General features: G+C 73.6%; 12 protein-coding genes. 10 read left to right on the top strand and 2 right to left on the bottom strand.

From position 1 onward, the window contains the following. Window positions 1-76: 76 nt before the first annotated feature. From ACZ6TB_RS03005 to ACZ6TB_RS02975, 7 genes are all read left to right on the top strand, one after another. Window positions 77-457: a hypothetical protein gene (locus tag ACZ6TB_RS03005; RefSeq protein ID WP_465549918.1), complete on the top strand. Its 381-nt coding sequence runs from the start codon at window positions 77-79 to the stop codon at window positions 455-457. Next, window positions 454-2,949 carry a caspase, EACC1-associated type gene (locus ACZ6TB_RS03000; protein WP_465549916.1) on the top strand — a complete coding sequence of 832 codons (2,496 nt, stop codon included), beginning with the start codon at window positions 454-456 and terminating at the stop codon, window positions 2,947-2,949. Before ACZ6TB_RS03005 ends, ACZ6TB_RS03000 begins: the two co-directional genes overlap by 4 nt. A 10-nt stretch (window positions 2,950-2,959) precedes the next feature. After that, the gene (locus tag ACZ6TB_RS02995; protein ID WP_465549914.1) at window positions 2,960-4,201 is read left to right on the top strand and encodes an extracellular solute-binding protein; all 1,242 of its coding nucleotides are present in this window, start codon (window positions 2,960-2,962) and stop codon (window positions 4,199-4,201) included. 4 nt (window positions 4,202-4,205) lie between these two features. After that, window positions 4,206-4,802, top strand: a complete 597-nt coding sequence (locus ACZ6TB_RS02990; protein WP_465549912.1) for a class I SAM-dependent methyltransferase — start codon at window positions 4,206-4,208, stop codon at window positions 4,800-4,802. A 96-nt stretch (window positions 4,803-4,898) separates the two neighbouring features. Continuing rightward, a complete protein-coding gene (locus tag ACZ6TB_RS02985; RefSeq protein WP_465549910.1) occupies window positions 4,899-5,855 on the top strand; it encodes a sugar ABC transporter substrate-binding protein in 957 nt (318 codons plus the stop codon). Window positions 5,856-6,022: 167 nt separating this feature from the next. After that, window positions 6,023-6,709 (top strand): hypothetical protein, encoded by a 687-nt coding sequence (locus ACZ6TB_RS02980; RefSeq protein ID WP_465549908.1) that lies wholly within the window; start codon window positions 6,023-6,025, stop codon window positions 6,707-6,709. Beyond that, window positions 6,706-8,913 carry a putative bifunctional diguanylate cyclase/phosphodiesterase gene (locus ACZ6TB_RS02975; protein WP_465549906.1) on the top strand — a complete coding sequence of 736 codons (2,208 nt, stop codon included), beginning with the start codon at window positions 6,706-6,708 and terminating at the stop codon, window positions 8,911-8,913. The genes ACZ6TB_RS02980 and ACZ6TB_RS02975 overlap by 4 nt, the downstream gene beginning before the upstream one ends. 168 nt (window positions 8,914-9,081) lie before the next feature. Here the strand turns inward: ACZ6TB_RS02975 and ACZ6TB_RS02970 are convergent, their stop codons facing one another. Beyond that, a complete protein-coding gene (locus ACZ6TB_RS02970) occupies window positions 9,082-9,807 on the bottom strand; it encodes a TetR/AcrR family transcriptional regulator (protein WP_465549904.1) in 726 nt (241 codons plus the stop codon). Between the two features lie 26 nt (window positions 9,808-9,833). On the opposite strand from ACZ6TB_RS02970, the gene ACZ6TB_RS02965 reads away from it, so the two are divergent. The 3 genes from ACZ6TB_RS02965 to ACZ6TB_RS02955 are packed head-to-tail and all read left to right on the top strand — an operon-like array spanning window position 9,834 to window position 12,533. Next, the gene (locus ACZ6TB_RS02965; RefSeq protein WP_465549902.1) at window positions 9,834-10,691 is read left to right on the top strand and encodes an alpha/beta fold hydrolase; all 858 of its coding nucleotides are present in this window, start codon (window positions 9,834-9,836) and stop codon (window positions 10,689-10,691) included. Window positions 10,692-10,740: 49 nt separating this feature from the next. Continuing rightward, window positions 10,741-11,277 carry an ArsR/SmtB family transcription factor gene (locus ACZ6TB_RS02960; RefSeq protein ID WP_465549900.1) on the top strand — a complete coding sequence of 179 codons (537 nt, stop codon included), beginning with the start codon at window positions 10,741-10,743 and terminating at the stop codon, window positions 11,275-11,277. Then, the gene (locus ACZ6TB_RS02955; RefSeq protein WP_465549899.1) at window positions 11,274-12,533 is read left to right on the top strand and encodes an MFS transporter; all 1,260 of its coding nucleotides are present in this window, start codon (window positions 11,274-11,276) and stop codon (window positions 12,531-12,533) included. The genes ACZ6TB_RS02960 and ACZ6TB_RS02955 overlap by 4 nt, the downstream gene beginning before the upstream one ends. On the opposite strand, the gene ACZ6TB_RS02950 is transcribed toward ACZ6TB_RS02955, so the two are convergent. Continuing rightward, entirely contained in the window at window positions 12,520-13,683 is a 1,164-nt protein-coding gene (locus ACZ6TB_RS02950) for a VOC family protein (RefSeq protein WP_465549897.1), read from the bottom strand. The two genes, ACZ6TB_RS02955 and ACZ6TB_RS02950, sit on opposite strands and share 14 nt — an antisense overlap. Window positions 13,684-13,689: the final 6 nt, after the last annotated feature.

Here is a 13,689-nt window from a genome sequence, read left to right as displayed (position 1 = left end):
CATGTGGCAATCATCTGACTTTTTTGATGGCGGAGGCCAAATGTGACAGGTGGTGTCCAATGAGTATGGTGCAGGCGTGGATGGGCAACGGGTGGTGCACATCACCGTCACTGATGAGGACGACGAGCGCGCGGACGAGCTGGCGCGCCGGCTGCTGGCCGAGCTGCGGGAGTTTCCCGAGGTGACGGCCGTGGCGACGGCGGACGGCGGCCCGGCGCCCGAGGGGGCGAAGAGCGGCGAGGTGGCGGCGCTGGGCGGCATCGTGGCCACCGTGCTGAGCCAGCCCGAAGCCGTCCGTGCCGTCCTGAGGTGGCTGGCCGAGCGGGTCGTGCGCAACAAGAGCGACCTCGAGGTGCAGGTGGGTGACCAGACGCTGCGGGTGACCAACGCGACGCCCGAGCAGATCGACCGCGTCGTCGACGCCTTCTTGGGGAAGGTGTTCGACACAGACTCATGAGCAGGCGCGCGCTGATCATCGCGACGGAGGAGTATCAGGACCCCTACTACCGGCCGCTCCCCGGCACCCGGGCGGACGCCGACAACCTGGAGAGGGTGCTGGCCGACGCGAAGATCGGCGGCTTCGAGGTCGCCGTGCTGCGCAACGAGAACCTGCGCCGGGTCGCCGTTGACGTCGAGCAGTTCTTCAAGCGGGCGTCGGCCGACGACACGCTGCTGCTCTACCTGTCCGGCCACGGTGCGGTCGACGACGACGGCCACCTCTACTTCATCAACCGCGACACCGACCACAACTCGCCGCACGCCACCGCGCTCGCCGCCCACCACGTCTCCAAGGAGATGCGGCACAGCCGGGCCCGCGCCAAGATCGTCCTGCTCGACTGCTGCTACGGCGGCGCGTTCGGCAAGGGCGACGGCAGCCGCGGCCGGGCCCGCGGCAAGACCACCGACATCCAGGTGCTCGAGGGCCGCGGGCGGGTCGTGATGACGGCGGCGACCGGGGTGCAGCGGAGCTGGGAGGACCGCAGCGGCGTCTTCAGCGACGCCGTCGTCGAGGGGCTCGAGTACGGCTGGGCCGACCTCAACGGCGACGGCTTCATCGACACGGGCGAGCTGTTCACGTACATCCAGCGGCGGATGGCCGGCGGCAAGCAGACGCCGACCTACTCGGCCGACATCGTCTACGGCCCGCTCTACGTCGCGCGCAACGCCGGCCACGCCGAGGCGCCGCCCTTCCCGCCGTTGCGCCGCCGCAGCGTGCTCGCCTTCAGCCGCCCCCGGAAGTTCTTCCGCGAGGTCGGGTCCCGCGGCCGCATGCCCCGGCCGGTGGTCGGCGGCATGCTGGCCGGCGCGACCCTGCTCGCCGGCTGCGCCACCCAGGCCGACGGCCTCGTCGCCACCGGCCTCTGCCCGGCCGCCACCCAGGTGCGGGTCGCCGTCGACCCGGCCGACCAGGCCGCGTACGAGGGGGTCGCCGACGACTTCGAGCAGTACGTCGCCGCGCAGTCGCACGGCTGCCGCTCGGCCCACGTCTACCTGTTCCCGGCCGACGCCGCCCAGCTCGCCGCCGGCCTGAAGGACGGCTGGGGCGCCGGCGCCCGGAACGCGCCCCACCCCGACATCTGGTTCCCGGCCGTCGCCCGCGACGTCCCCGAGCCGGCGCCGTCTCCGGTCGAGCGGGTCGTGCCCGTCGCCCGCACCCCGATCGTCCTCGGCGTCACCGCGCCCCAGGCCGGCGACGACGACGCCTTCCGCCGGGCCCGCTCGACCTGGCCCCAGCTGTTCGCCACCGGCTCGCAGCGGTGGGGCGTGATCCGCGGCGACCCGACGCTGTCGACCACCGCCCAGATGGTCACCGCCCAGCTCTACGCGGGACGCACCCCGGCCGAGGCCCACGACGACGTGGAGCGGGGCATCGAGCAGCGCCTCGACGCCGGCCGCTACCCGCTGGCCGGCGAGCCCGGGCTGCTCTGCCGCCAGCTGGAGATCCACCGCACGTCCCCGTCGGCGAAGACGCCCGCGATCATCCTCACCGAGCAGGAGCTGGTGCGGTTCAACCGGGGCCGGCCCGACGGCGACTGCGTGCCGGGCGCGCCGCCGGGCAACGCCGACCACCTCGTGGCCTACTACCCGGCGCAGACCCCGGTGGTGGCCAAGGTGGCGGTCCAGCTGCGCTGGCCGGGCGGCATCCAGAGCGACGAGACCCACGCGTACGCCCAATGGTTCGTCCGCTGGCTCACCACATCCCCGGCCGGCATCGCCGCGCTGCACCGGCAGGGTCTGCGCACCTCCACGCTCGACGCCGAGCCGCCGGTGACCCGCGACAACGGCGCCCTGCCGGACTGGCCGTTCGGCTCGCTGACCGACGACGAGGCGACCGTGGACGAGGCGCGCGAGACCGCCGGCGTCTACGCCAAGGCCCGCCGCTCCGGCAGCTTCCTGGTCGCGCTCGACGCGTCGGGCTCGATGAACACGGTGACCAGCGACCCCACCGAGACCCGGTACGAGGTGGCCGTCGCCGCCCTGCGCCAGGCCGCCACCCGGATCGGCGGCAGCGACGAGCTGGGCCTCGTCACGTTCTCCGGTCCCGGCGCCACCCCGCCGCGGCCGGTGCTCGGCTTCACCCGCCCGGCCGCCGGCCTGACCACCAAGGTCGGCCGGCTCGCCGCCGCCGTGAAGCCGGCCGGCGACACCCCGCTCTACCAGGCGGTCATCGCCGGCGCCGGGCAGCTGCGGTCGCACCCGGCGGCGGACGACCAGCTGCGCGCGCTGGTCGTGCTCACCGACGGCCGCGACACCAGCCGGCGGCCGCTGCCGACCGCCGCGCAGGTCGCCGGCGTCCGCGTCTTCGTCGTCGCCGTCGGGGACATGACCTGTGCCGACGCGGCGCTGGAGACGCTCGTCGCGGACACCGGCGGCGGCTGCTTCGACGCCGGGCTGGACGCGCTCGAAGACGTGTTCAGCGGCATGTTCCGGGCACTGTGGGACAAGTAGGAGGACTGACGTGCGGCTCCGCTCCACCCGCGACTTCGTGCTCGGCTTCGTCAGCGCCGCGGTGCTCGTGACCGGCGTGTTCCTGCTGGTGCCGCGCGGCGGCCAGGACGATCTCGAACCGGGCCGGCTGACCATCCTGAGCGGCCGCGACGACAGTGCCGGCGGCCAGCGGCAGCAGCTCATCGAAATCTGGAACGCGGCCCACCCGCACAACCCGGCCCACATCCTGCCGATCAACGGGGCCGCCAGCGACCAGTACACCGAGATGCTGGCCCAGGCCAAGAACCCCGGCATCGACATCTTCAACCTCGACGTCACGCTGACCGCGGCGTTCGCCTCGGGCGGCGGCGACTCGCTGATCCGGCCGATCGAGCGGTCGTGGCTGGCCGAGAAGCCCGAGGACGCGTTCATGGCCGGGCCCCTGTCCACCTGCCTCTACCAGGGCAAACTGTGGGCGCTGCCGTTCAACACCGACGCCGGGCTGCTCTACTACCGCAAAGGGCTGGGCGCCGAGCCGCCGTTCGACTGGGCCAAGATCAAGGCGACCGCGGCCAAACATCCCGAGTTCCGGGCGGGGTACACGGCCCAGCTCGGCCCGTACGAGGGGCTCACCGTCAACACGCTCGAGGCGGTCTGGGCGAACGGCGGCGACCTCACCGTCGCGCCGGACGGGAAGGTGACGCTCGACCTGGCCAAGTGGAACGCCGCGGTGCACGCGCTGACCCCGCCGCGCGAGGGGGAGAAGGGCCTCGTGCACCGCGACGCCCTGCGCTCCGAGGAGAGCGAGAGCACGAGCACGTTCGCCGACGGCAGCGTGATGTTCATGCGGAACTGGCCGGTCGCGTACGGCGGCCTGGAGAAGATCGCCTTCGGGGTGACCGCCCTGCCCGGCCCCAGCGTGCTCGGCGGCCAGAACCTGGCGATCTCGGCGGTGTCGAAGAAGCCGCGGGCCGCCCAGGCGCTCGCCGAGTTCCTCACCAGCGCCGGCAGCCAGCGCATCCTGTTCGACAAGGGCGGCTTCGCGGCGACCCGGGCCGGGGTCTATGCCGACGAGGCGGTCAAGGCCGATCGTCCGTACGCCCCCCTGCTGCTCACCTCGATCGAGGGCGCGCGGCTGCGCCCGGTGTCCCGCAACTACGTGGCGTTCAGCGAGACGCTCAGCCGCGAGGTGCACGCCGTCCTCGACGGCTCCCAGCCGGCGCTGCCACCGGACCTGGCCGCGTCACTGACCCGGGCGCTCCGTGGAAAATAGGGCGGTGACACAAGCGCAGGGTGACGCGCGGCCGCCGGACAGGTCGGTCTCGCTGGATCACTTCATCGGCATGTACGAGGCCAAGACCGACCCGTGGGACACCGCCACCAAGTGGCACGACCAGCGCAAATACGCGGTGACCATGGCCAGCCTGCCGCGCGAGCGGTACCGCCGGTGCTACGAGCCCGGCTGCTCGGTCGGCCTGCTCACCCGGATGCTCGCGCCGCGCTGCGACGAGATCCTCGCGGTCGACTCGGTGCCCGGCGCGGTGACGAGCGCGGCCGAGGAGGTGCGCGAGTTCCCGCACGTACGCGTCGAGCAGGCGATCCTGCCGGCGGATCTCCCCGACGGGACGTTCGACCTGATCGTCATCGGGGACCTGCTCTACTACCTCTCCGGGAACGACCTCGCGGATCTGCTGGACGGGCTGGCCACCCGCCTCGGACCGGGCGGTGACCTCGTCGCGGTGCATTTCCGCGACCGCAGCGGCGGCAACTACGACGGTTACCACGTGCACGAGGCGCTGGCCGCGATGCCGGGTCTCGAACGGGTGATCCGGCACGAGGACGAGTGGTTCGTGCTCGACGTGCTGCGCCGTTAGCCCGCGAATTGTGCAGGCTCAGCGTGCAGCGATCGATGTTTGATCTCCGTCACGCCGTTGTTACGTTCGTGCGCACTTGTCGGGAAGGGCAGCCCAGTGCGACGACGTGTCACCCGTGCCGGCGGCGCGGCCATGGCGCTTACGCTCGGCGCTTTCACCCTGGTCGCGTGCGGTGACGACGCCGGCGCGGCGGATCCGGTGAAGGCGAACATCACGCTCGGTTTCGTCAACGGCGGGAGCACCGAGTTCCACACCTGCCTGCAGCGCTCGGTCGAGGGCGAGGCCACCCGTCGCGGCGTACGCGTGATCAGCACCAACTCGAAGCAGGACGCGCAGGCCGAGCTGGCCAACATCGACAGCCTCATCCGCCGGCACGTCAGCGCGATCATCGTGCAGACCGTGAACACCACCGCCCTCGAGGCCGACATCCAGCGCGCCGGCAAGGCCAAGATCCCGATCTTCCTGACCTCGGTCGCGCCCAGCGACACCTCCGGCATCCTCGGCGCCGTCGTGGTCGACCTCAACCAGGTGGGGCTGCTCGACGCCGGCTGGGTCAGCAACGACGCGGTCGGCGCCCCGGCCACCGCGGGCATCGTCGCGGGCGCGCCCGGCGCGGCATCCGACCTGCTGGTCAAGGGCTTCACCGACAACCTGCCGAAGAACATCCAGGTGGTCGCGACCGCGCCCGGCATGTTCAACCGCGGCAAGGCGAGGGCCGTGGCCGGTCAAATGATCAAAGAACACCCCGGCCTCACGTACGCCTTCGTCGCGAACGAGGACATGGCGGTGGGCGTGTCCGAGGCCTTCAAGGCTGCCCACAAGGCCGTGAAGATCGCCACCGTGAACGGCACCGACGAGGGCCTGGCCGCGATCCGAGACGGCCGCTTCGCCGCGACCGTGGCCAATCCGGCCTCGAAGCTGGGCCAGCAGGCCGTCGAGAACACCCTCAGCCTGCTCTACCGGGAGCCGATCACCAAAATCGACTACGTCCCGATCGACCTGATCACGAAGCCCGACCTCGACCAGGCCCCCGACTACTGCCTGGTCTCCTGACCCGAGCCGGCGGCCGCGCTCCGAGGTGGCTATGTCCGGGGTTCTCGATCCGCAGGAGCACCGGTGTGGCCGGCCGCCTCGCCGGCGCCGCCGGGCGCTGGTGTGACCATCGCAACGGGATGGCGACGGATTTCTAATCCGGTGGAGCGCGCGGCCGATGTCCGTACGTGCACAAAGATCGGGTATGGGTGTGGTGGCTGGCGGGCGGCCTCGCCGCGACCGCCGTCTACCTGATCCTGCCCGGTGACGGCGCCGCCGCGGCGATGGTCTCCGGCGCGGCCGGGCTCGGGGCGGCGCTCGCCGTCGCCGGGGCCGTGCGGCTGCACCGGCCGGTGCGGCCGGCCGTCTGGTACCTGTTCGCGGCCGGCCTCGGGCTCTCCGTGCTCGGGGCGGGCGCCGCCGCCGGGATCGCCCTCGCCGTCGGCATGCTGCTGATCCTGCGCCGGCGTCGTGGGGGGCCCGAGGGGCTGCTCGACGCGACGATCGTCGCCGCCGGGGTCGGGGCGGCGTTCTGGACGCTCGTGCCGGTGGTGGACGTCCTGATGGTCACGATCGCCGTTCTGGTGCTGGCCGGCGCGGGTGGGCGGGCGCCCGCGGCGCTGATGCTCGGGGTGGCGACGGCGCTGCTGCTCGCCGCCGACCTCGGTGCGCCCTACGCCGCGGGTGCGACGTCTCTGGTCGACGCGCTGCACCTGCTCTCGTCCGTGTTCTGGGCCGCCGCCGCGCTGCACCCGACGGCCGCCACCCGCGGGACGGGCGTGCGGCCCGGGGGCCGCCCCCGCTACCTGCGGGGCTACCACTACGGCCGGCCGGTTGCCGGTCCCGATCTCGCATCCCTCCCGGTGGCGGCATGAATCGCACGACCCTGTGGCGCTGGTGGCTCGGCGGCGGCATCCTCGTGATCGCCGCGTACTGCCTGCTGCCGTCCGGCTCCCTCCTCTCGAGCCTGGTGTACGACGGGATCGGCCTGGTCGCCGGGCTGACGATCCTCGCCGCCGTCCGGCTGCACCGGCCCGAGCGCCCGGCCATGTGGTACCTGTTCGCCGCCGGGCAGTTCGCCTCCACCGCCGGCGACCTGCTGTGGGTCTACTACCAGTTCGTCCTGCACCAGAACCCGTACCCGTCGGTCGCCGACGTGTTCTATCTGGCGTCGTACCCGCTGGTCGTGGCCGGGCTGGTGCTGCTCGTCCGCCGCCGCGGCCGGGGCGCGCCGGGCCTGGTCGAGGCGGCCGTCGCCGCCATCGGGCTGGGTCTCGCCTTCTGGGTGTTCGTCCTGCACCCGGTCGCCGCCGACTCGGGCACCACGGTCCTCGAGCGGGTGATCGGCACCACCTACCCGTCGGTGGACGTGCTGCTGCTGGCCATCCTGGCCCGGCTGTTCGCCGACCCGGGCGGCCGCACCGCCAGCACCCGGCTGATCGGGGCGGCGGCCGTTCTCGTGCTCGCCGCCGACACCGCGTTCTCGGTCGTGTCGCTGTACTGGAACGCCGACATGCCCGCCATCAACGCCGCGTTCCTGCTGTCGTACCTGTGCTGGGCCGCCGCCGCGCTGCACCCGTCGATGGCCGTCGTCGAGACCGCCGCCGACCCGGACGCGCGCGTCCGGCCGGTCCGGCTCGTCGTGCTCGGCGCGTGCTCGACGGTCGCGCCCGCCCTCCTGCTGCTGCCGCACATCGGCCACGACGACGTCGACCGGTGCGCGCTCGCGATCGGGTCGGCCGTCCTGTTCGTGCTCGTCAGCGTGCGCATGTGGCAGTTCATGCGGGCGCTGCGCGGCCAGGCCGGGCAGTTGCGCTCGCTGGCCATGTCCGACGATCTGACCGGGCTGGCCAACCGCCGCCAGCTCGAGGAGTCGCTGCGGGACGCGACCGCGTCCGGCCACCCGCAGGTCGCCATGATCGGGCTCAACGGCTTCAAGAACGTCAACGACGAACTGGGCCGCCCGGTCGGCGATCTGGTGCTGTCGGTGCTCGCGTTGCGCATCTCGTCGGTCGCGCCGGCCGGTTCGCTGATCGCCCGGATCGGCGGGGACGAGTTCGCGGTGCTGCTGCCGGACGCCCGGGCCACCGACGCGCAGGAGCTGGCCACCCGGCTGGTCGCGGTGCTGCACCCGCCGGTCTCGGCGGACGGGCACGACCTGCTGGTCGGCGTCGGGCTGGGCCTCGCCGGCGGCGCCGGCATCGACGGGGTCGAGCTGATGCGACAGGCGGAGACGGCGATGTACGCGGCGAAGCGCGCCGGCGTGCCGATCCGGCGCTGGACCCCGGCCCTCGACCAGCGCGACGTCGAGTACGCCCAGCTGGGCGCCGAGATGCGGGCCGCGCTCGACGCCGGCCAGTTCCGCATGGTCTACCAGCCGATCGTCGAGATGCCCACGGGCCGGGTCGCCGCCGTGGAGGCGCTGGTCCGCTGGGAGCACCCGGTGCGCGGCCTGGTGAGCCCGGCCGCGTTCATCCCGGTGGCCGAGCACAATGGGCTGATCGTCGAGCTGGGCGCCTGGATCCTGCGTACGGCGTGCTCGAGGTTGGCTGATTGGCGCTCGGAGCTCGGCCGCGCCGCGCCGGGCCGGGTCAGCGTCAACGTCTCGGCCAAGCAGCTCGCCCGCGCGGGGTTCGCGTCCTTCGTGGCGTCGACGCTGTCCGAGGTCGGGCTGCCGGCCTCGTGCCTCACCGTCGAGGTGACCGAGACGGCCGTGTTCGAGGGCGGCCCGGCCGTCGCGACGCTGCACGAGCTGCGGGCGCTGGGCGTCCGGGTGGCGCTGGACGACTTCGGCACCGGCCACTCGTCGCTGGGGTTGCTGCAGACCGTGCCCGTCGACTCCATCAAGGTCGACAAGTCGTTCGTCGACAACATCACCTCGGCCGGCCGGGAGACCGTGATCGCCGAGGCGCTGATCCGCCTCAGCGGCGGGCTGGGGTTGTCGGCCGTGGCCGAGGGCGTCGAGACGGCGGAGCAGGCGGAGGCGCTGACCCGGCTGGGATATCGCTACCTGCAGGGCTACTTCTTCGGGCGGCCGGCCGCGGAGCCGGACTTCGGCCGGGTGGGGGCGGCCGCCTGATCCGACCGCGGGCGGCGATGGTCCCGCGGCGGGTGGCGACCGCCCACGCGGCGGCGGCGACGGCGGACAGGGCCGGCGCCCGTGCGGATCCGGGGCTGGGCGCGCAGGCGGGCGGCGGCGAGCAGGGCGGGCAGCGCGAGCGCGACCAGCATTGACGAAACACGCCATTCACACATTGATGAGCGTGGCGGAAAGTAATTGCACGGCGGCCAGCAGGCCGGCCCTCGGCGCGTCCCGCCAGTCCGTCGTGACCGGGGGCAGCGCCGCGGCGAGGGGGTAGCGCTCGGCGAGGTCGGGGATCAGCCGCCGGGTCGCCGCCGCCCGCTCCGTCCATTGCGCCGCGTCGCCGGCGCCGAGGGAGCCGTACGCGGCCGCCGTCTCGGCGCAGGCACGGACCGTCGCGTACAGCATCGTGACCGCCGGTGACCGCACCCCGCCCGGCACCTCCCGCCGGTCGAGGATGCCGAGCAGCCGCTCCATCCAGTCCTGCTCGTGCGGGCCCTGCGAGGCCCGGGCCCAGGACAGCGACGTCAGCCACGGATGGGCGAGGTGCAGCTCGAAGAACGCCAGCGCCCAGGCCGACAGGTCGTCGGCGAGCGCCGGGCCTGGATCGTTCCAGGCGGGCATGCCCGAGGCGTGATCGAGCATCAGCGCGAGCATCTGCTCCTTGTCGCCGACGTACGGATAGAGCGCCATCGCCGTCTTGCCGAACCGGGCGGCGACCGCCCGGGTCGAGACCGCCGCCAGCCCGTCCGCGTCGGCCAGCGCCACCGCCACGCCGAGGATCTCGTCGAGGTCGAGCTGCTGCCGGGGGCCGCGCCGGGGCGTGGGCAGCGTCGTGCCGCGGTGGCGCCAGAGCCGGCGGACGTGCGCCGTGACATCTTCCGGAGACATAGTCCTTACAGCGTATAGTGTTTTGCATGCCGAACGCACTACTGCACGACGGAACACTCATCGACGTCACGGTCCGGGGCGACGGCCCCGCGGTGCTGCTGCCGATCGGCACCCGCGTGATCGACGGCCCCGCGGCCGAGGAGCTGCGGGCCTGGGGCGCCGACCCGAATCTCGGCGACACCCTGGCCACGGCGCTGAGCGGGGCCGGCCTGCGGGTGATCGCCGCCGACTACGAGGACCACCGGACCGGGCACCCCGCATCGCGTACGCTCGATGCCGCCGCCGTGGCCACCGACCTGCTCGCCATCGCCGACGCCGCGCGCGCACCCCGTTTCGCCTATTACGGCTACTCCTGGCTGGCGGTCGCCGGCCTCCAGCTCGCCCTGCGCACCGACCGCCTGTCCGCGCTGGTCATGGGCGGCTACCCGCCGCTCGGCGGCCCCTACGACGCGATGCTCGCGGTGACCCGGGTGGCGCACCGGATGGCGATCGCCCACCGCGACAACCCGCCGCCGCCCCCGTCCGGCGAGGCCGTCCCCGGCGACTGGGACAGCGTGCCGTTCACCCGCACTCCCGAGCAGACCGGGCAGTACGTGACGCTCTACGAGTCCCTGCGCGACCCGGCCGCGTTCGAGTCGGCGCCGCTGACCGTGCCGCGGCTCGCGTTCGCGGGGGAGAAGGACGTCATCGCGTACGGGCCGCAGTGGGACGACGCGGTCGTGGACATCGCCGGCCCGCTGATCGCGCACCGCGAGGAGCTGACCGCCCGCGGCTGGGCGATCGAGATCGTCCCGGGCGCCGACCACATGGCCGCCATGCAGGCGAGCCGCGTCCTGCCGTTCCTGCTGCCGTTCCTGCTCGCCGCCACGGCGGAGAAAGTCTGAGGCGGAAAAGGTCTTGCGCAATGGTCAAGAAACGTTGACCATTGAGCGCATGCCTGACGACGATCTTCCCGAGACGTTCCACGTCACGACCGGCGAGCAGCTCCGCGCCGTCTCCAACCTCACCCGTCACCGGATCATGGCCGTGCTGCGGTTCGAGCCGGCGACGATCACCCAGATCGCCGACCGGGTGGGTCTGGCGAAGGGCAGTTCCAGCTACCACGTGCGGCTGCTCGAGCGGGCCGGCCTGGTGAAGGTGGTGCGGACCCGGAAGGTGCGCGGGGTCGTCGAGCGGTACTACGCGATGGCCGCGCGGTCGATCGTGCTGCCGGATCCGGGCGAGGGCGGGCCGGACATGCTGATGCGGCACGCGGTGGCGGACCTGGAGGCGTCGCCGGCGGGCGAGCGGCACGTGCGGATGGCGCACCTGCGTCTCACCGAGGAGCAGTTCGCGCAGCTGGCGGCCCGGCTGGAGGCGTTGGCCGACGAGTACCGGGAGCTGTCCGACCCGGCGCTGCCGGACGCGTCACTGGTCTTCGCGCTGTTCCACCCGGCGTCGCACGTGGAGGCCGGGGGGGACGCCAAATGACCTCGGACGCTCGCACGTTGCCGACCGGGTTCGGGCGGCTGTGGACGGCACAGACGATCTCCTCCCTCGGTGACGGGGTGACGCACGCCGCGTTTCCGCTGATCGCGCTGACGCTGACCCGGGATCCGATGGCGCTCGCCGTCGTCACCGCCGCCGGCACGCTGCCGTGGCTGCTCTTCGGGGTGCTCGGCGGCGCGCTGGTGGACCGCTGGGACCGGCGCCGCACGATGTGGGTCACGGACGCGGCGCGCGCGGTGCTGCTCGCGATACCGGCGGCCGCCGCCGCGTTCGACCTGCTGAGCATTCCGCTGCTCGCGGCCGTCGCCTTCCTGCTCGGCCTCGGCGGCCTGTTCTTCGACACCGCCGCCACGGCCTACCTGCCGGACCTGCTCGGCCGCGCCCCCGCGTCCCTGGAGCGCGCCAACTCGCGCCTGCGCGCCGCCCAGACCGCCGCGTCCGGCTTCGCGGGGCCGCCCGCGGGCAGTGCCCTGCTCGCGCTCGGCCGGTCGGTTCCGCTGCTCGCCGACGCGGTGTCGTTCGCGCTCTCCGCCCTGCTCGTGCGGTCGCTGCCGGCCGTCCCCCGGCCCGTGCCGCAGGTCCGCGAGTCGCTGCTGCGGCAGGCCCGGGCCGGCGCCTCGTACGTCTTCCGGGACCGGTTGCTGCTCGGGCTCGCGCTGCGCCCGGCGGTCGGGAACATCGCCTTCCTCGCCGTGGAGACCGTCCTCGCCCTCTTCGCGCACGACCGCCTCGGCATCGACACCTACGGCTTCGGCCTGCTCCTCACGGCGGAGGCCACCGGCGGCCTGCTCGGCGCGGGCGTCGCCTCCGCCCTCGGCCGGCGACTCGGCACCGGCACGGCACTGACCTGCACGGCCGCGATCGAGGGGCTCGCCATCCTGGGCCTGGCCGCCGCCCCCAACCCGTACGTGGCCGGCCTCGCGCTCGCCGTCTGCGGCGCGGGCATGGGCGCCACGATGGTGCTCGGCCCGTCCCTCCGGCAGGCGATCGTCCCCGCTCACCTGATGGGCCGGGTCGCTTCCACCTCCCGCATGCTCGCCATGTGCGCGGCCCCGTTCGGCGCCTTCCTCGGCGGCTGGCTGGCGTCGGCGTTCGACGTGCGCACCCCGCTCTACGTCGCCGCCGGCCTCCTGCTCACCATGACCGCCGTCACGGCGACCATGACCAGCAACCGCCGGGTCGAGGCGGCGCTGAGCGGCGTCGAGCGCTCGGCCGAACCGGAACTCATTGCTCGCTGACGATCACCAGTTCGTTGCCCTCGGGGTCGGCGATCCGCCGGCGACCCGCCGACTCGTCGAGGAGCCGGCCGCCGGCGGCGACGATGGTGGCGAGGCGCGTCTGCGCGACGTCCGCCGGCACGGCGAGCTCGAAGTGGATGCGGTTGCGCTGCCGCCGCCGTTCCGTCTCCGCGGCGTCGAGCTCCTGGAACACCAGCTCCGGGTTCAGCCGCCGCGGATCGTGGATGTCGCTGACCCCGGCCCGCCGGTCCTCGATGTACCCGAGGGCGGCGACCCAGAACGCGCGGAGCGCGGCGACGTCGGCGGCGTCGAGGAAGAGCTGAACGAAGCGCGGCAGGCCCGGATCCGCGGTCGCCCCGAGCTCGCGGGCGGCGGTCTGCAGGCCGGCGGCGAGCTCGGTGAAGTCGAGATCCAGGCCGTGGGCGTCGGCGTCGGACTGGTCCTTGCCGCTGTCCAGGATCACGAGCCCGGGGCGCAGGTCGACCAGCAGCGGGAAGCCCGCGTCGCCGGCCCGCGTCGCCGCCGCGACGGCCAGGTCACGCTGCTGCGCCGGCGACGTGACGCGGTAGCACGCCATCGCGCTGAACACCGCCTGCCAGTCGGCCGTGCCGGCGGTCTCGCCGAGGGCCTCGCCCGGCACCAGGTCGACCTCGTTCCCGTCCGGGTCGGCGTGCCGGACCCCGAACGGCCCCGCCCCCTCACCGAATCCCGCCGCGGCCGGCCGCACCACGTCGAGGTGGGCGCGGTTGCGCAACGGCCGGTTCTCGGTCGAATGCCGGATCCGCAGGGCGGGGTCGCGCCGCAGCGGATCCGCCAGTCCGCCGTCCTCCACGGGCGCGTAGTCGAGCACGCGCTGCCAGAACCGTCGCACCGCGGGCGGGTCGGCGGATTCGACCACGACGCTCACCTGCTGCGGCACGGCCGGGTTCGCGGCCAGCCCGAGATCGCGCGCGGCCGCCGACACCGCCTCGGCGTGCTCGTCCGAGTCGAGGCGCACCCGCACGCCGGTCGCGCGCAGGTCGACCGGGATGCCGGCCGACAGGTCCACGATGCGGCCGGCCAGCGCGGCCCCCTCGATCGGCGAGGGCGCGTCGAACCACGCCGTCGCCACGCCGCCGACCACCCGCCAGTCCGCTCCGAATTCCGTCATGCCCGG

Source organism: Actinoplanes sp. NPDC051537, assembly GCF_055586105.1.
Note: the sequence above shows the minus strand (reverse complement) of the source record. Positions and strands in the feature narration are given on the sequence as shown.